This window comes from Brotaphodocola sp. (assembly GCF_983179755.1).
Map to the genome: position 1 here is coordinate 1 of NZ_CFAHBC010000023.1, position 17,905 is coordinate 17,905.

The 17,905-nt window shown below is 48.5% G+C and carries 17 protein-coding genes and 1 pseudogene; 16 read left to right on the plus strand and 2 right to left on the minus strand.

Annotation, left to right across the window (positions count from 1 at the left end; genetic code table 11):
• Positions 1-105 precede the first annotated feature (105 nt).
• Positions 106-558: a response regulator gene (locus AC4EVX_RS09155; RefSeq protein ID WP_308451458.1), complete on the plus strand. Its 453-nt coding sequence runs from the start codon at positions 106-108 to the stop codon at positions 556-558.
• A gap of 283 nt (positions 559-841) precedes the next feature.
• On the plus strand, positions 842-1,225 hold the full coding sequence (locus tag AC4EVX_RS09160; RefSeq protein WP_308451459.1) for a helix-turn-helix domain-containing protein: 384 nt from the start codon (positions 842-844) through the stop codon (positions 1,223-1,225).
• 166 nt (positions 1,226-1,391) lie between these two features.
• On the opposite strand, the gene AC4EVX_RS09165 is transcribed toward AC4EVX_RS09160, so the two are convergent.
• Complete coding sequence (locus AC4EVX_RS09165; RefSeq protein ID WP_177977321.1) at positions 1,392-3,137, minus strand: NFACT RNA binding domain-containing protein; 1,746 nt, start codon at positions 3,135-3,137, stop codon at positions 1,392-1,394.
• Between the two features lie 238 nt (positions 3,138-3,375).
• Here AC4EVX_RS09165 and AC4EVX_RS09170 point away from each other — a divergent pair, with 238 nt between their 5' ends.
• From AC4EVX_RS09170 to AC4EVX_RS09220, 11 genes and pseudogenes are all read left to right on the plus strand, one after another.
• Complete coding sequence (locus tag AC4EVX_RS09170) at positions 3,376-4,254, plus strand: YicC/YloC family endoribonuclease (RefSeq protein ID WP_490160055.1); 879 nt, start codon at positions 3,376-3,378, stop codon at positions 4,252-4,254.
• A 16-nt stretch (positions 4,255-4,270) separates the two neighbouring features.
• Positions 4,271-4,900, plus strand: coding sequence for a guanylate kinase (gmk, locus tag AC4EVX_RS09175; protein WP_177977975.1), 630 nt, complete (start codon positions 4,271-4,273; stop codon positions 4,898-4,900).
• Between the two features lie 58 nt (positions 4,901-4,958).
• A pseudogene (rpoZ, locus tag AC4EVX_RS09180) lies at positions 4,959-5,213 on the plus strand (DNA-directed RNA polymerase subunit omega); the annotation flags it as partial.
• 376 nt (positions 5,214-5,589) lie between these two features.
• Entirely contained in the window at positions 5,590-6,930 is a 1,341-nt protein-coding gene (rimO, locus tag AC4EVX_RS09185) for a 30S ribosomal protein S12 methylthiotransferase RimO (protein ID WP_490160056.1), read from the plus strand.
• Positions 6,914-7,456, plus strand: coding sequence for a CDP-diacylglycerol--glycerol-3-phosphate 3-phosphatidyltransferase (pgsA, locus tag AC4EVX_RS09190; RefSeq protein WP_308451463.1), 543 nt, complete (start codon positions 6,914-6,916; stop codon positions 7,454-7,456). Before rimO ends, pgsA begins: the two co-directional genes overlap by 17 nt.
• A gap of 6 nt (positions 7,457-7,462) precedes the next feature.
• Positions 7,463-8,710, plus strand: coding sequence for a competence/damage-inducible protein A (locus AC4EVX_RS09195; protein ID WP_490160057.1), 1,248 nt, complete (start codon positions 7,463-7,465; stop codon positions 8,708-8,710).
• Positions 8,711-8,807: 97 nt separating this feature from the next.
• A complete protein-coding gene (locus tag AC4EVX_RS09200; protein ID WP_490160058.1) occupies positions 8,808-10,136 on the plus strand; it encodes a hypothetical protein in 1,329 nt (442 codons plus the stop codon).
• The gene (locus tag AC4EVX_RS09205; RefSeq protein WP_490160059.1) at positions 10,123-10,593 is read left to right on the plus strand and encodes a hypothetical protein; all 471 of its coding nucleotides are present in this window, start codon (positions 10,123-10,125) and stop codon (positions 10,591-10,593) included. Before AC4EVX_RS09200 ends, AC4EVX_RS09205 begins: the two co-directional genes overlap by 14 nt.
• Before the next feature lie 3 nt (positions 10,594-10,596).
• Positions 10,597-11,706, plus strand: a complete 1,110-nt coding sequence (locus AC4EVX_RS09210; protein ID WP_490160060.1) for a DUF2953 domain-containing protein — start codon at positions 10,597-10,599, stop codon at positions 11,704-11,706.
• A gap of 36 nt (positions 11,707-11,742) precedes the next feature.
• Entirely contained in the window at positions 11,743-12,150 is a 408-nt protein-coding gene (locus tag AC4EVX_RS09215; RefSeq protein ID WP_177977326.1) for a GerW family sporulation protein, read from the plus strand.
• Between the two features lie 235 nt (positions 12,151-12,385).
• Positions 12,386-12,523, plus strand: coding sequence for a hypothetical protein (locus AC4EVX_RS09220; RefSeq protein WP_177977327.1), 138 nt, complete (start codon positions 12,386-12,388; stop codon positions 12,521-12,523).
• Positions 12,524-12,648: 125 nt separating this feature from the next.
• Here the strand turns inward: AC4EVX_RS09220 and rpmB are convergent, their stop codons facing one another.
• The gene (gene rpmB, locus AC4EVX_RS09225) at positions 12,649-12,834 is read right to left on the minus strand and encodes a 50S ribosomal protein L28 (protein ID WP_118533668.1); all 186 of its coding nucleotides are present in this window, start codon (positions 12,832-12,834) and stop codon (positions 12,649-12,651) included.
• A 419-nt stretch (positions 12,835-13,253) separates the two neighbouring features.
• Here rpmB and AC4EVX_RS09230 point away from each other — a divergent pair, with 419 nt between their 5' ends.
• Genes AC4EVX_RS09230 through recG form a run of 3 tightly spaced genes read left to right on the plus strand, consistent with a single transcriptional unit; the run spans position 13,254 to position 17,498 of the window.
• On the plus strand, positions 13,254-13,610 hold the full coding sequence (locus tag AC4EVX_RS09230; protein WP_177977329.1) for an Asp23/Gls24 family envelope stress response protein: 357 nt from the start codon (positions 13,254-13,256) through the stop codon (positions 13,608-13,610).
• A 19-nt stretch (positions 13,611-13,629) separates the two neighbouring features.
• Positions 13,630-15,345, plus strand: a complete 1,716-nt coding sequence (locus AC4EVX_RS09235) for a DAK2 domain-containing protein (protein ID WP_490160061.1) — start codon at positions 13,630-13,632, stop codon at positions 15,343-15,345.
• A 44-nt stretch (positions 15,346-15,389) separates the two neighbouring features.
• A complete protein-coding gene (gene recG, locus AC4EVX_RS09240; protein WP_490160062.1) occupies positions 15,390-17,498 on the plus strand; it encodes an ATP-dependent DNA helicase RecG in 2,109 nt (702 codons plus the stop codon).
• Positions 17,499-17,905: the final 407 nt, after the last annotated feature.

Below are 17,905 nucleotides of genomic sequence, written 5' to 3' on the forward strand. Positions count from 1 at the left end.
AAACCGCTGGATATGAATAAGCTGAATGATGTTCTGGAAAACTGGCTGTAATTGCTTTTTCGGTGCATGGGAAAAGCAGACAGGAAAAAGAGAGAGGATTTTGTTATGACAGAAATGAAATATATATTTCCGAAGCAACTGCAGTCTGTGGCTGCTTTGGCTTTTATAGCCGTGCTGATCTTTCTGCTTCTTATCCTGACTGTAATGGTACATATGAGGAACAGAAAACTGAAAAGTACGCTGGAAGAACAGATGGCAGAACGACGGCTTTTGGACAAAATATGTTCAGACTTTACGGCGGTCTATATGGATATCATGATGCCGAGAATGAATGGACTGGATGCCGCAAGGACAATCAGGGAAATGAAAAGAAGGGATGCCATGAGGGTTCCGATCATTGCAATATCAGCAAATGCCTTTGCAGAAGATATTATCAACAGCCGGCTGGCAGGAATGAATGTCCATCTTGCAAAGCCGCTGGATGCGGAAAAAGTGATCGTTGCCTTAAAACAATGTATGGCAGATAATAGCGATGTAAAACTGCACGAAGATTTGTAGGAATAAAAAGACAGAGTATACTAAGAAAGGAAAAGAAACACCTGCATCAGGTGAACACCGTGATGGCAAAGGAGCCGTTCCTTCCTGTCGTCCGTCTGGAAAAGGATTTTACCAGGAACCGGCTTCTCCCCCTGAAGACAGTTTTGTCCGCACTGATCTCCATGGGTGGTTATATTATTTTTTATCTAGCTGATCCTGTCTCATTTTTACAACCAAGATAAGAGACGTTTTTGGGTAAAATAAACTCAGCGTGGTTGAAATTATGAGACAGGAGGTAAGATACGTGCCGAAGTCCAGAGGAGAGTCCGGCGAGAAGAACCTCATTGCAGATAGACTTAGACAGCTCCGGGAGGAGCGAGGGTTTTCGCAGAGAAAGCTGGCGATGGAGTTTCAGCTTATGGGACTTGATATTGATCGAAATGTTATTACAAGAATTGAGACAAAACAGAGATATGTGACGGATATTGAGCTGTGTGCCATCATGAAAGTCTTCCGGGTCTCAAGCGAGGAGCTATTAAACGGCTGGGAGGAGAAGATGCAGTTTATCCACACGCCGGAGGAGGAGCCGACGGAGCAGGAGAGACTGGGCGGAAGAGAAAAGCACCAGGGCGTTTCCCTGAAAGATTTTCCGAGAGAGGAAGATTTCAACGAGGTGGAACCGGAATAAGAAAAACCTGGAAAAGCGGGGAAGAGACCAAATGTGGAATCTTCTCCGCTTTTCATTCGTGATTTTATCGACTTATTGTGTAAGAATTCTGAAAGCATGGATTCTGACTGGATGATGTCAAACATGGGTCAGAATTATGCTTAAAGTTGGTGATGTGTAAGCAATTTTAGGAGATCACTTCCTCGAGTTCGAGCTTCGGGGATGCCATCAGCGAGTAGTTTGTGTGGTAGATGACAAAGCCCGGTGCACCGCCGGCTGCCTTCTTGACATGTTTGCGCTGAATGTAGTCGATCTCGACCTTCTCGTTGGTGCGTCCCTTCGAGTACCAGGCTGCGAGAGCACCGGCCTCTTCAAAGACGCGGTCCGGAAGTTCTTTTCCCTCCGTGCGAACGACAACGTGCGAACCCGGGATTCCCTTTGCATGGAACCACCAGTCATTGCCGTTTGCGATCTTGAAGGTGACTTCCTCGTTCTGATAGTTGTTCTTGCCGACGTAGATGTCAAAGCCGTCGGTCGAGCGGTAGTGATAAGGACGGCTCGTGATCTTCGGCTTCTTTGCGCCAAACGGACGCTTCTTGATAAAGCCAAATTCCGAGAGCTCTTCTTTGATCTGAACGAGGTCTTCCTCCCGGACGGCGATGTCGAGGGCGGCACTGATCGACTCGAGGTGATCGATCTCCTGCTTCGTCTCGGCGGTCAGATCGGTCAGAGCCTCAAACGTTCTCTTGAGCTTATTGTATTTGCTGAAATACTTCTGTGCGTTTTCCTGAGCGGAGAGCTGAGGATCGAGTGGAATCTTTACTTCTTTGTTCTCATAGTAGTTTAAGCATTTCAGTTCCTTCTCTCCGCCGGAGAGCTCATAGCCATACGTATTTAAGAGTTCGCCGTAAATCTTGAATTTATCGCGCTTCTCGGTATCCTTGAGCTGGCGAAGCTGAAGATCGTACTTCTTGTAGTTTCGCTCGAGGGCAGTCTGGACGACACGGCGCAGATCAACGGATTTCTGGCGGATTCGTGTCAGAATGCTCTTTTCTGCGTAGTAGGACTCGAGAAGCTGGCTGATGTTCTCAAATGTCTTTGCGGTGTAGGTCGCGCTGTCAAAGCAGGTCAGCGGGACGGACGCAAATTCAACCGGTTCTCCGCCCTTGTAGACGATGTTCGGTGTAAAACGTCCCTCTCTGACATCGTCGATCATCAGTGAGAACATGTGATAGAGATGAGTCAGCTCTGTCTCGTTCAGCTCGTTTGCGGAGCGGTCTCCGTCGATCGAGGCAATGTGGCAGAGTTCCTCTCCGATGATCGGGCTGATGCCCGTGAGTTTCTGGTAGAGTGCTTTCTGGATCGGGAGCGGGGCAGAGTGCATCAGATCAATAAACTCAGCTTCCGTTATGCTTAAGGGATCAGACTTCTCCGTCGTATGTGGGATGAAGTAGGGGCGACCCGGCAGAACCTCGCGCACGGAGCTGACCTGAGCGGAGATGTGCTTGATGCTGTCGAGAATTGTGCCGTCCTCCTTGCAGAAAATGATGTTGCTGTGCTTTCCCATCAGCTCAACGATCAGGCGCTTGCGTCTCAAATCTCCGAGCTCGTCGAGATGCTCGATCTCAAAGTCGATGATTCGCTCAAGACCCGGCTGGCTGATCTTCACGATTCTGCCGGTGCCGATATGTTTTCGCAGGAGCATGCAGAAATTCGGAGCCGTCAGTGGGCTTGGCTTATTCTTGTCTGTAAAGTAGACGAGAGGAAGGCTTGCGCTCGCCGAGATCGACAGACGCAGAGTCTCCCTGTTGTTTTTTACCGTAAAGAGAAGCTCGTCTTTCTCCGGCTGAGCGATCTTGTTGATCTTTCCACCCTCGAGCTTCGTCTTGATATCATGAACCAGATTTGCAATTACAATTCCGTCAAATGCCATATATTTATACCTCGTGTAATTTCTGTTGCTGTTTGCAGGGCGCGTGGACAGTAACGAACCATTTTATTATACAGGATTCACATTTGAATTTCAAGTTGACTTGCTTTTCCATTTGTCTTATAATGATTATTATCTATGGAAATCGTAGAGTATCACGCCTGACTAACCAGATCAGACATGTTTAAGATAGTTGAGACAGCAAATATGCATATCGCAGACAAAGGAGCAATACGATCAGATGATTAAGAGCATGACCGGATTCGGAAGGTGTGAGGTTGTCACATCAGAGTGCAAGATCTCTGTGGAGATAAAGGCGGTGAATCACCGGTATCTGGATCTGAGCATTAAGTTGCCGAAAAAGTTCAATTACTTTGAGGCTGGAATAAGAAATCTTCTCAAAAATTATATTCAGAGAGGAAAGGTGGATGTCTTTATCTCTTATGAGGACTACACCGAGGGAAACCTCTGTCTTCGCTACAATCGTTCTCTTGCAATGGAATATATGGAGCATTTCAAGAAGATGGAAGAGGAGTTCGGAATTCCGAATGATGTGACGGTTTCAAAACTTGCATCTCTGCCGGAGGTTCTTGTGATGGAGCAGGAGCCGGAGGACGAGGATGCGATGTGGCGTCAGCTCTCTGCTGTCGTCGAGGAGGCAGCAAAGAAATTTGTGGAGTCCCGCGTTCAGGAGGGAGAAAAGTTAAAGGCAGATCTCCTCGGAAAACTTTCCTATATGGAAGAACAGGTGGACTTCATTGTGGAGCGCTCTCCGGTGATTTTAAGCGAGTATCGCCAGCGCCTTGAGGACAAGGTGAAGGAACTTCTCGCCGGGGCCGTTTTGGAAGAAGGACGGATCGCCACGGAAGTGACGCTCTATGCGGACAAGATCTGTGTGGATGAGGAGATGGTTCGTCTGCGCAGTCACATTTCTGCAACTCGCAAGGAACTCGAGACCGGTGGAAGCGTCGGAAGAAAGCTCGATTTCATTGCACAGGAGATGAACCGGGAAGCAAACACGACACTCTCGAAGTCAACCGATCTTCAGGCGTCTGACTGCGCGATTGCGCTCAAGACCGAGATCGAGAAGGTGAGAGAGCAGATTCAGAATATTGAGTAAGAAGGAGCCGAGAAAGATGAGTCAGAAGGGATTGTTGACGGTTGTTTCCGGATTTTCCGGAGCTGGCAAGGGAACGCTGATGAAGGCACTGCTTGCAAAGTACGCAGACCGTTATGCGCTGTCGATCTCTGCAACCACGCGCGGACCGCGTGAGGGAGAGCAGGATGGACGGGAATATTTCTTCCTGAAAAAAGAAGAATTTGAGCAGATGATTGAGGAAGATGCCCTGATTGAGCATGCGCAGTATGTGGGAAACTATTATGGAACCCCGAAGAAGTATGTGATGGAACAGCGGGAAGCTGGAAAGGACGTTCTTCTCGAGATCGAGATTCAGGGTGCTCTGAAGGTGAAGGAGAAGTTCCCGGATACTCTGCTGATCTTTGTCACTCCTCCGAGTGCGAAGGAGCTTGAGTCCCGTCTGCGCGGTCGCGGAACGGAGACTGCTGAGGTCATTGAAAAGCGTCTTGCCCGTGCGGGGGAGGAGGCTGTCTACATGGATCAGTATGATTATATTCTGGTCAATGACGATTTGGACACCTGCGTGGAAGAGCTTCACCATTTGATTCAGTCTCAGCATGCGAGAAGCGAGGAAAACAGGGAGTTCTGTGCACAGATGAATCAGGAGCTTCAGGTTTATCGCAAATAAAATTATATTAATATGTCAGCGCAGGACGCAAAAGCGCCTGTGGAAAGGAGATTTTTCTATGTTACATCCGTCTTATACAGATTTGATTAATGCAGTAAACAGCGATGTGGAGCCGGGCGAGCAGCCGGTTGTACAGAGCCGTTATTCTATTGTTCTTGCAGCTTCCAAGCGTGCAAGACAGATCATCGGTGGAGATGATCCGCTCGTTGCAGCAGCACCGGGAAAGAAACCGCTTTCCATCGCAGTTCAGGAGCTGTACGAGGGTCGCGTAAAGATCCTTGGCGATGTAGAGTCCGAAGAGGATGAAGAGGAGACCAGAGAGGAGTATCTCGAGCTCGAGAAGAACACCGCTACCCTGTCTTACATTGACGAGAGCGCAGTTCGTGCAGCTGAGGATGCATCCAATGTCGTTCTTGAGATGGCAACCGAGGAGGCTGCTGGCCTGATCGGCGAGATGGCTCTGAAGAATCCGGCTCACATCGGCGAGGAAGAGTAAGATTGGCAAAAAAGGGATTCTATGAATTCTAAGAATAAGAATCCTGACAGAGAGAATTTAGAAATAAAGGGGGAGCCGTCTCATGATTTTTATCCGAGATGGCTTTTTCCATAGATATAGAAAAAATAAAAAATTTATTAAAAAATATTATCGTTGTACAAAGAGATAGAGAGATTAGGAGTAGTTTGTATAGATGAAAATTTTATGTGTTTCTCTTGGCTGTGACAAGAACCTGGTAGATACCGAGATGATGCTCGGTCTTCTGAATAAGGACGGATACAGCTTTACCGATGATGAGAACGAGGCGGATATCATTGTGATCAACACCTGCTGTTTCATCAATGACGCAAAGGAGGAGAGTGTCAATACAATCCTTGAGATGGCAGAGTTAAAGAAGACCGGTAAGTGCAAGGCTCTGATTGTAACCGGATGCATGGCACAGCGCTACAAGCAGGAGATCATCGATGAGATCCCGGAGGTGGACGGAATTCTCGGAACCTCGACTTACGATGAGATCTCTGCTGTCTTAAAGAAGGCTCTTGGCGGTGAACACGGCGTGAGCTGTTTCCATGACCTCAATGCACTTCCGGAGGTTCAGACGGAGCGTATGCTGACAACGGGCGGTCACTATGCATTCTTGAAGATTGCTGAGGGCTGTGACAAGCACTGCACATACTGCATCATCCCGAGCCTGCGCGGAAATTACCGCTCTGTTCCGATGGAGAGACTGTTAAAGGAGGCGGAGAGCCTTGCAAAGAAGGGTGTGCGCGAGCTGATTTTAGTCGCTCAGGAGACGACCCTCTACGGCGTGGATCTCTACGGAAAGAAGATGCTTCCGGAATTGCTTCATCGCCTTGCACAGATCGCGGGTATCTACTGGATTCGCATTCAGTACTGCTATCCGGAGGAGATCACGGATGAGCTGATCGAGACGATCCGCACCGAGGAGAAGGTTTGCCACTATCTCGACATTCCGATCCAGCATGCGAGTGACAATGTGTTGAGACGTATGGGACGGCGGACAAACCAGGCTCAGCTTCGCGAGATGATCAGCAAGCTCCGCACCGCAATTCCGGATATTGCACTCAGAACAACGATGATCGCAGGTTTCCCAGGTGAGACCGAGGAGGATCACGAGGAAGTGATGCGGTTCGTCGATGAGATGGAATTTGAGCGTCTCGGTGTGTTTGCGTACTCCGCAGAGGAGGATACTCCGGCAGCAGCCTTCCCGGATCAGATTGATCAGGAGGTCAAGGAGGAGCGCCGTGATGAGATCATGGAGCTTCAGCAGGAGATCGCGTTTGAGAAGTCCGAGTCGATGGTCGGTCGCGTGCTTGATGTGATGATCGAGGGCAAGGTCGCAGACGAGCCGGCGTATGTGGGACGTACCTATATGGATGCTCCGGGTGTGGATGGATACATTTTTGTCAATACCGGCGAGGCGATGATGTCCGGTGATTTTGTGAGAGTAAAGGTAACCGGTTCTTCAGATTACGATTTGATCGGGGAGGTCTACAATGAATCTGCCGAATAAACTTACGGTAATGCGTGTGATTCTGATTCCGTTTTTTGTGGTGAGCCTGCTTGCATTTAATGGTCAGGTTCAGATTTTGAGAAACCTGGCATGTGGTATTTTTATTGTTGCGAGTCTGACCGACATGCTTGATGGAAAGATTGCAAGAAAATACAATCTTGTGACAAATTTTGGAAAGTTTATGGACCCGTTGGCAGACAAACTTCTTGTCTGTTCGGCGCTGATCTGTTTGATTCAGCTTGGACAGATGCCGGCATGGATGGTCATTGTGATTGTCAGCCGAGAGTTCATTATCAGCGGTTTTCGCCTTGTGGCAGCGGAGCAGGGAATTGTGATTGCGGCAAGCTATTGGGGAAAATTTAAGACCACGTTTCAGATGATTGCAGTGATTTTGATGATTGTCAATCTTCCGGTGCTCCACCTTCTGACTCTGGTATGCACCTGGATTGCACTGATTCTGACGGTGGTATCCCTTGTGGATTACATTTCAAAGAACCATCGGGTTCTGACAGAAGGAAGGATGTAAAAAGAGATGACAGCGGAACTGATTGCAGTAGGAACCGAATTGCTTCTTGGAAACATTGTGAATACGAATGCGCAGTATCTCGCACAGCAGTGTGCAAATCTTGGAATTTCCATTTATTATCAGACGGTCGTCGGGGACAACCATGATCGTATGACGGAGACCGTAAAGACGGCACTCGACCGCTCGGATGTTGTGATTCTGACCGGAGGTCTTGGCCCGACAGAGGATGATCTGACGAAGGAAGTCTGCGCAGAGATCATGGGATTTGAGCTTGTGGAGGATCCGCACACGAGAGAACGGATCGAGGAATATTTCCGCGGAGGAATCTACAAGGAGATCCCGTCAAACAACTGGAAACAGGCGATTGTTCCGGATGGGGCGACCGTGCTTGACAATGACAATGGAATGGCACCGGGAATGATTATGGAGAAGAATGGCAAGACGGCAATTCTCCTTCCGGGACCGCCGAATGAGCTTGTTCCGCTGTTCAAGAATCAGGTGTATCCGTGGCTTAAGGAGCGTCAGCCGGAAGTCCTTCGCTCCCAGATGATCAAGGTGTGTGGAACGGGTGAGAGTCAGGTGGAGAGCAAGCTGATCGATCTGATTGACGGTCAGAAGAACCCGACGATTGCAACTTATGCAAAGACCGGAGAGGTTCATATCCGTGTGACTGCAAAAGCTCCGACGGAGGAAGAAGCGAAGAAGCTGATGAAGCCGGTGGTCAAGGAGATCAAGAACCGTCTCGGGGACCTTGTCTACTCGACGAAGGAGGATGAGACGCTTGAGATGGCGGTTGTCCGTTTGCTCAACAAGTATGAGCTGACTGTGACAACGGCGGAGTCCTGCACAGGTGGACTCGTCGCAGGTCGTCTTGTCAATGTGCCGGGAGCATCAGAGGTCTTCAATCAGGGATTTGTCACCTACTCAAACAAGGCAAAGCGCAAGTATCTCGATGTGAGCAAGAGCACGCTCAAGAAATACGGGGCAGTCAGCCCACAGACCGCGCGTGAGATGGCGACCGGAGGCGTGTTTGCAACGGATTCCGATGCGTGCGTCGCTGTGACCGGAATTGCCGGACCGGATGGAGGAAGCGAGGAGAAGCCGGTGGGTCTTGTCTATATTGCGACCTACATGAAGGACAAGGTCAATGTTGAGAAGTACCAGTTTAAGGGAAACCGCGAGAAAGTCAGAGAGCAGGCAGTGATGCGTGCACTCGATCTGCTCCGCCGTTCGATTCTTGATAATTATCGTTAATTATCGCTAGTGATTGCTAATGCGAATTGATTAATTGTGCATTGCGAAGTAAAAAGTAATTGCATTACGAATAAAAAGAAAAATGGGGGATTCGGAGATGGCAAATCAGTGGAGAAAACTCAGCTCGTCCGCATATGGATATTCGCTGGCGAGACTTGCGTTAAATTCCTGTATGTTGTGCGACGGCGAAACAGCTCTGGAATTTGCGGGATGTAGCGCGGACAAGGAATCATATGGACCTCTGGTGGAGACGCTTGTAAAACTTTTAAAGCGTTTCTGTGAGGGGGAGGATTCTGCGGAATTGACGCAGGAGGCACTTACGCTGAGAGAAGCGTGCAAAAAGCATATGGAGACGATGATTGGATTTGTGGATAATTTCTGCACCTATGAATATGTGTTCAACCGTATGGAGCGCAAGTATCGCGATGATCTTCCGACTGTGGAAGATTCTGATGATGAATTCTTTGCGCGACTGGTCCACTATATCACGGATGTGGAAGATCAGGCGACGATGAACCAGCGGATTCAGTTGGTGATCCGGGAGCTTCCGGTCCGCATGACGAGACAGAAGTTTTACAGCATTCTCAGAGAGTCCCTGTCTGTCTATATTGGATCAGATAAAGAAAGTCTCAAATCAATGATGTACTTTGTGCGCTCTGCGAGTATGTTGGAGATGAACGAGGAGCAGAAGCACCAGAAACCAGAGCTTGCAGAATTGTTGGATCAGCTGAGACAGCAGAATTTCTCCGACATGCCGAAAGAAACGTTTTTGGCATTTCAGGAGAAAATCATAAAAGCTGGATTACAGCTTTCGGGCGAGACGGATCTCTTCCGGAATCTTCAGGAAATGGTAAATGATCTCTGTGTGGTCTGCCTGTGCAAATCTTCGGCAGTCCGTGATGCAGTGGAAGAACAGCATGTCAATGCAATTTTGCGCGCCGTCTGCGAAGCTTGTGAGAAGAAGGAAGAGCTCGCAGAGACTGTCTTTGAAGAACTCGAGGCACTTGAGGGGATCCAGGAAGAGAATTTTGAGAAATATATGCGCATGGATTTTCAGGAAGACGCTTGGAAGAACGAGGAAGAGCTTACTTTGGCATTCCGTGTGGTGAACCTGATTTCAGACAGTCCATTTGCGAATCTTGAAAAGACGAAGTCCGAGGGCGAAGTTGACCGTACAATACTTGATCAGACGGTGAATGATTTTATCGCAGAGGTTGATCCACTCTTAAAGTCTCTTTCAAAAATGGTCTCCCGTGCAATCATGGCAGGAGTTTTGGGTGTGATTCCATTCTGCTTTAATTCCTCGCAGGAACTGTTTGAGTATGTGAAGAACAGTCTGGAGAGCTGTTCCGACTGGGCAGAGAGGGAGACGAGCAAGGAACTTCTGGAAATGTTGATGGAAGAAGAGGACTATGATCTGGTATAAACATCTCTACATCGGAAAAAAGGCATCGAGACGGCGTTTTGCGATTCTTCAGGGAATCCGACAGAAGAAGATTCAGCCGGAGGTCTATGTGATTACTCCGCCACAGAATGGGAATAATGTGCTTGATATCTATCCGTCTGCGATGCTTCTTCTTCCGCCTTACCGGGATCAGGAGCATCTGCTGATCGGAGTTGCCGTGACCTACTGGGAGGCGCTTGAGGTCGTGCGCCAGATTGTAGATGATATGTACCGGACAACCGGAGGGTTTGACTGGAGAGTGTTTGTCTCGGATTGTTCGGAGGCTTCGGATGTCGTAGATTTCTCGGAGTGTTCGAGCTTTTCGGAAGATTTGGATTTTTCAGAAGCTGATTTGAAGGAATCTTTTGAGTGTGGTTTTTCAGAGCATAATTCAGAACAGAACCGTTTGGATGAGGACGGGGCGGAAAAGGAAAATTAACGGATGCTGGCTGTCATTTTTGGAATCTTGAAAATTCTTGGACTGCTGATTCTTGGAATTCTCGGATTGATTTTACTGGTGTTGTGTCTGATTTTGTTTGTGCCGATCTGTTACCGGGCAGATCTGTCTCTCTATGAGAAATTTTGTGCGGAAGCTACGGTGAGCTGGCTGTTTCGTGCGATTTCTCTGACAGTTCGGCGAAAGGAAAAGACAGAGATTTCTCTGCGGATTTTTGGAATTCCACTCGGAAAGAAAAAGAGGGCTGAGGCTGTTGCAGTTGAGAAAGAGCAGAGCAAAGCATCAGAGGAGAGCACGCCTGGGCGTGTGACGGTACAGCCGAAAGAAGAATCGAAAGAAGAACCGAAAGAAAAGGAATCGGGGAATCCGATGAAACCAGAACGGTCAGAGATCACGGAAACGTCAGGAACGACCAGGAAATCCGAAACCGTCATAAAAAAATCGAAACAACCGGAACAAACAGAACAACCAGAAAAGCTCAGCGAGAAGAAACGGGAGGAAAACAAGGAAGATCCCAAAAATCCGAAAAGAACGACAGAAGAAATACAAGAAACGCAGGAAACGTCGAAGAAAACGAAACAGAAGAATCCGATAGAAAGAATAAAACAAAAGGCAAAGGCGATTCTAGGAAAAATCAAAATGTTTCTGAGTGGACTTAGAGGGCGTCTCGGAGGACTCAAAAAACGCCTGATGAGAATCGGCTCGAATCTTCAGGAGTTGAATGAGAAGCGAAAGCGTCTGATGGAGTTTCTTCGAAAAGAGGAGAACAAGCGAGTTTTTCGGCTCTTGAAGCGTCAGCTTGTTCGGTTTCTACGCCACGTTCTCCCGCAGAAACTCTCCGGAAAGCTGGTGTTTGGTCTCGGAGATCCGTATCTGACGGGGCAGGTGCTGACAGTCGTCAGTCCGTTTTATGGATTTTATGGAAGAAATTTTGCACTGACACCGGTGTTTGACGCGGAGGCGCTGGTGCTTGAAGGTGAGGCAAAGTTCAGAGGTCGGATTCGGATCGGGACTCTGCTTTGGATCGGACTCAGGATTCTGATTGATAAAGATGCCCGGAGACTGTGGAAGACATGGAGAAATTCGCGCAGATAGTTTTCTAAAGAGGGCAGGTCATAAGGAGGAATAGTGATGGCAGATAATCATTTTGCAGAGACAGTGGAGGCGCTGTTTAAGGGAATGGATCAGTTTGTGACGACGAAGACAGTTGTGGGTGAAGCAGTCAAGGTGGATGATGCGATCATTCTTCCGCTTGTGGATGTGACCTGCGGAATGGCTGCCGGTTCGTTTGCCGACAATGCGAAGCAGAACGGCGGAGGCGGAATGAGTGCGAAGATGAGCCCGAGCGCGGTTCTCGTGATCCAGAACGGAGTGACGAAGCTCGTGAACATCAAACAGCAGGACGCTGTGACGAAGATTCTCGACATGGTACCGGATTTTGTGAATAAGTTTACGGGCGGACAGAAGGAAGTCTCAAAGGAAGCGGTCGAGACCGCGGAGACGATCGCTGAGAATGCAAAAGAAGTGACCAAGAAATAGGAAATAGAAAAAAGAAGTAAACCAAAGAAGCTTGCAAAAGTAAAAGAACAACAATCAGGGAAAACCAAAAGAAGATTAAAGAATAATAAGAAGTAAAGAAAAGCATCCGTCTGCGGAATCGTTTTATGGACACTTGCATATGGTGATAGTATCAGAAGAAAAAGGATGAGAAGGATCAAAAGAATTTGATTTTGATCCGTTGATTCGATCGATCCCATCGTGTAAGGAGGAATCCATGAAGCGAGTCTGTGGTCTGATGCTTTTTTGTTTTGGAATGGGGATGACCCTCTTACTTTTTATCCCCGAAACTCTGACAACCCTGATTTTCATCATCGGGTGTCTGACGTTTGGGTATTATCTGTTTGCATGTTGACAAATTGGAAGTGTTATGGTGTTAGAATCTGAGAAAGATGACTCAGTTAATTCATGAAGATTGGTTCATGAAATGCAAAAAAGCTGTCAGCCCAAGTGGACTAACAGCTTTTTAAATGCCATAAATTAAGCACGCTCTACTAAGCCAGAACGTAAGCAAGAAGTACAAACGTACATCTTCTTAGCGCCGCCGTTTACCTTAACCTTGACAGATTTAACGTTTGCTTTCCAGATCGCGTTGGATCTTCTATGGGAATGGCTCACATTATTTCCGAAGTGAGCAGCCTTTTCACAGATTGCACATTTAGCCATGATTGCACCTCCTTCACCGCTACTTGCCTCCGGGTGGAGGCTACAACAAATGTATGATAACAGAAGTTCGACATTTTTGCAAGTAAAATTTGAAAAATTTCAAAAAAAATGTAACAAGAAAACTTGGAATGGACACAATATCGGGTGTGTGGTATACTTATTTAGTTAAAAGATGTCTTGAATTTAGATTTTGGCGTGATAGCATGGTAACTTTCTAAGGGGTATGAAGTTGCGCGTTTATGCGCCTTATTGGTATCGCGTTAAGATCTGTGTAGGTAACTGTGAATGTGAAGAGGAAGATGAGGAAGACACAGAACAGTTATTCAGTTAAGAAAAATTGCGACCCGAGATGGAATTTGCCCGATCAGGCAGATGGTATCATCTTTCGATCGCGGAAAAATAAAAATGGAGGGATGGCTATGAAAGGACATATCAACAACAAACTTGGCGAAATCCAGATCAGTTCAGATGTTATCGCCCTTTATGCAGGTATGACAGCAGTGGAATGCTTCGGAATCGTCGGAATGGCGGCAGTGAGCATGAAAGACGGACTTGTAAAACTGCTTAAAAGAGAGAGTATCACACACGGAATCACAGTAAGTGTGGAGGACAACCACATTTCTCTGGACTTCCATGTGATTGTGGCTTATGGAGTCAGCATCTGTGCAGTTGCAGACAACCTGATTGCCAATGTAAAGTACAAAGTAGAAGAATTCACCGGAATGGAAGTTGACAAGATCAATATCTATGTAGAAGGTGTACGAGTAATTGATTAATGAAGGAGGAAGCATACCGGTGAGTATGAAGGATATTGATGCACATCTGTTACAGAGAGCATTTCTCTCTGCGGCAAAAGGATTAGAGGCAAAAAAAGAATGGATTAATGAGTTGAACGTATTTCCGGTTCCGGATGGAGATACGGGAACAAACATGACGATGACGATCATGTCGGCAGCGCGCGAGGTTGCAGGCATTGAGCAGCCGACGATGGAGAACCTTGCAAAGGCAATCTCCTCTGGCTCCCTGCGCGGTGCACGCGGTAACTCCGGTGTTATTTTATCTCAGCTTCTGCGCGGATTTACGAAGGAGATCAAGAATGCGGACAAGATCAATGTCACAGTTCTTGCAAATGCCTTTGTGCGTGCGACTGAGACGGCTTACAAGGCAGTTATGAAGCCGAAGGAGGGCACAATCCTGACCGTTGCAAAGGGCATGGCAGACAAGGCTGTGGAGCTGGTTCCTCAGACCGATGATGTCATTGAGTTTGCAGAGAAGGTCATTGAGCAGGGTGACTATGTGCTGAGCCAGACCCCGGAGATGCTTCCGGTTCTGAAACAGGCAGGCGTTGTGGATTCCGGCGGTCAGGGTCTGATGCAGGTGCTCAAAGGCGCCCTTGACGGACTTAACGGCAAGGAAGTCGATATGACGATTCCGGCGTCCACCGGTGCAGGTGTCTCTGCGATGACCTCAGGAAAGAGCGCTGCCGGTTCTTCTGACATTGAGACTGCTGACATCAAATTCGGTTATTGTACCGAGTTCATCATCAATCTCGAGAAGGAGTACACCGAGAAGGATGAGCATGAATTCAAGGCATACTTGGAGTCTCTCGGCGATTCGATCGTTGTCGTTTCCGATGATGATGTCGTGAAGGTTCATGTTCACACGAATGATCCGGGTCTTGCAATCCAGAAGGCACTGACCTACGGTTCTCTGTCCCGCATGAAGATCGATAACATGCGCGAGGAGCACCATGAGCGTCTGATCCAGAACGCAGAGAAGCTTGCAAAGGAGCAGAAAGATCAGGAGGAAAGAGAGAAAGCAGAGCAGGCAAAGGCGAGCGAGGAGCCGCGCAAGCCGGCAGGATTCATTGCAGTTTCTGTTGGAGAAGGACTCAGTGAGATCTTTCGCGGAATTGGAGCAGACTATATCATTGAGGGTGGTCAGACGATGAACCCGAGTACCGAGGATATGCTTTCTGCAATCGAGAAAGTCAATGCGGATGTGATCTACATCCTTCCGAATAACAAGAACATCATCCTTGCAGCGGAGCAGGCAAAGTATCTCGTCGAGGACAAGAAGATTGTGGTTGTTCCGTCCCGCACCGTTCCGCAGGGAATCACGGCTCTGATTAACTTTGTTCCGGATCAGACCCCGGAGGAGAACCTTGAGACGATGAAGGATGAGATGGCGCGCGTGAAGACGGGTCAGATCACCTACGCAGTCCGCAACACGAACATTGACGGCATGGAGATCCATGAGGGAGACATCATGGGAATCGGCGATCATGGTATGCTCACGGTCGGCACCGGAATCGAGACCGTCGCTCTCGACAGCCTCAAGGCAATGGCAGACGAGGAGTCCGAGCTTGTGACGATCTACTACGGAAGCGATGTGAAGGAAGAGGATGCTCAGGCACTCTTAGACAAGGCAAAAGAGGCATTCCCGGATCTTGAGATTGAGCTTCAGAATGGCGGACAGCCGATTTATTATTACATGATTTCCGTGGAATAATCTTGTTTCCATGAAATAACTTTATTTCTGTGGAGTAATTTTTTATGAATCAGGAACCTATTACGAGTTTAAAGGGCATCGGTGAAAAAACCGGTGCCCTGTTTCAAAAATTGGGAATTGAGACTGTGGACGATCTGCTCCACGACTATCCGAGAGGATACGATTCCTACGAGCCTCCGACACCGATTGAGTCGGTGAGAGAGGGGGAGATTGTCGCGGTCTCCGGAGTTCTCTTAAAGACGGCATCGGTGCGCCGATTTAAGCAGGTCGAGTTGACGCTTGCCTCAGTCAAGGACCGGAGCGGAGTCATGCAGTTGACGTGGTACCATATGCCTTATCTGCGCGCAACGCTTCAGATGGGAAAACGTTTCGTCTTTCGCGGAAAGGTCGTGAAAAAGGGAAGTCGTCTTGAGCTGGAACAGCCGGAGATCTTTTCGCTCGAGGATTATGAGCGGGTCATGGGATCGATGCGCCCGGTCTACGGTCAGACAAAAGGGCTTGGAAACAAGGCGATTGTGCGCGCGATGGAGGAGGCATTTGCCCGTCGCACGATGGAGAGGGAGTACCTTCCGGAAGATCTGCGGAGCCGTTATGAGCTTGCGGAGTACAACTATGCGCTCGAGCACATTCATTTTCCGGCTGACCGCGCGGAACTTCTGATGGCGAGAAAGCGTCTCGTCTTTGATGAGTTCTTTTTCTTTTTACTGGCAGTGCGAAGACTCAAGGAAAAACGGCAGGATCAGACCTCCGCGTTTGTGATGCATCATGCAGAGGAGGTCGATGCGCTTGAAGCCCGTCTGCCGTATGCGCTGACCTCAGCCCAGAAGCGCACGCTTACCGAGGTGCGGAGGGATCTTGAGAGCGGTCTTGTGATGAACCGTCTCGTTCAGGGTGATGTCGGATCGGGAAAGACCGTGATTGCGATCCTTGCTCTTCTCCAGACCGCATACAATGGATTTCAGGGCGCTCTGATGGCTCCGACCGAAGTCCTCGCAAGACAGCATTTTGAGTCGATGCAGGAGTTGTTTGAGAAATGGGGAGTCACAAAGCAGGTCGTGCTCGTGACCGGTTCAATGACAGCGAAGGAGAAGCGGGAAGCATACAAGAAGATTGCCTCCCACGAGGCAGACATCATCGTCGGCACCCATGCGCTGATTCAGGAAAATGTTCACTACGACAAACTAGCCCTCGTGATCACCGATGAACAGCATCGTTTTGGTGTCGGACAGAGGGAGGCGCTCGGTCAGAAGGGCGCTGAGAGCCTGAAAGTTTTATCTGGTGCAGAAGCAGAGAAGCACCAGGAGACAAGCACTCTGCCCCATGTGCTTGTGATGAGCGCGACACCGATCCCGAGAACACTTGCGATCATTCTCTACGGCGACCTCGACATCTCGGTGATCGATGAGATGCCGGTCGGCCGTCTGCCGATCAAGAACTGTGTCGTCGATACGGGATATCGCGATCGCGCCTACCAGTTCCTTGCAAAAGAGCTGGGCGCGGGTCATCAGGCATATGTGATCTGCCCGATGGTCGAGGCGAGTGAGATGATCGAGGCGGAGAATGTGCTTGATTACACGAAACTTCTGAGGGAACGGCTTCCGGGCGCGCGGATTGAGTATCTTCACGGTCGGATGAAGGGCAAAGAGAAGAATAAGATCATGGAGGCATTTGCATCCGGCGAGATCCAGATTCTCGTGTCGACGACGGTTGTCGAGGTCGGAGTCAACGTGCCGAATGCGACAGTAATGATGATTGAGAATGCGGAGCGCTTCGGACTCGCCCAGCTTCATCAGCTTCGCGGACGAGTCGGGCGCGGAAAGGCTCAGTCATACTGCATCATGGTCAATGGCTCCGATCAGGATGGAACGCAGGAGCGCCTTGACATTTTGAACCGCTCAAACGATGGATTTTACATCGCATCGGAGGATCTGAAACTGCGAGGACCGGGAGATTTCTTTGGCATGCGTCAGAGCGGAGATCTGGAATTTCGCCTTGCGGATATTTTCACGGACGCAGATCTCTTAAAGACCGTCGCCAGAGAGGTTGACGCGCTATTAAAGTCAGATCCGGAACTTATAGACCCGGATCACGAGGCACTTAGGGAGCGGATGGATGTGTATGTGAGCAAGGGGTATGAAAAGTTGAATCTGTAAGAGATGGTTAAGATAAAAACTCTGCTTGACAAATTTGAAATTCAGGCTTACAATTCATTTAACAAAACAAACCAAAACCAAACAAACCGATGAGAAAGACGAGTAGGCTTTCCTCTAAAATCACAGAGAGTTGCAGATGGTGGGATTGCAACATGGCGGAGATTGTTGAATGGACTTTCGAGGGCGATTCTGAAACTGAGACAGATCATCAGAACCTTACTTTTTTACTTTTATGAGGTTATTTTTGATGAATGAAGATCGGGAGTATGGAGCGACGGAAACTGTGACCGTTATCTGACAGCACATATGCATGTATGTGAAAAAGAGGGCTATTGCCAATTTGAGTGGTACCGCGGATTAAGTAAATGTGAATTCGTCTCAGATACAGGAAACTGTATCTGGGACTT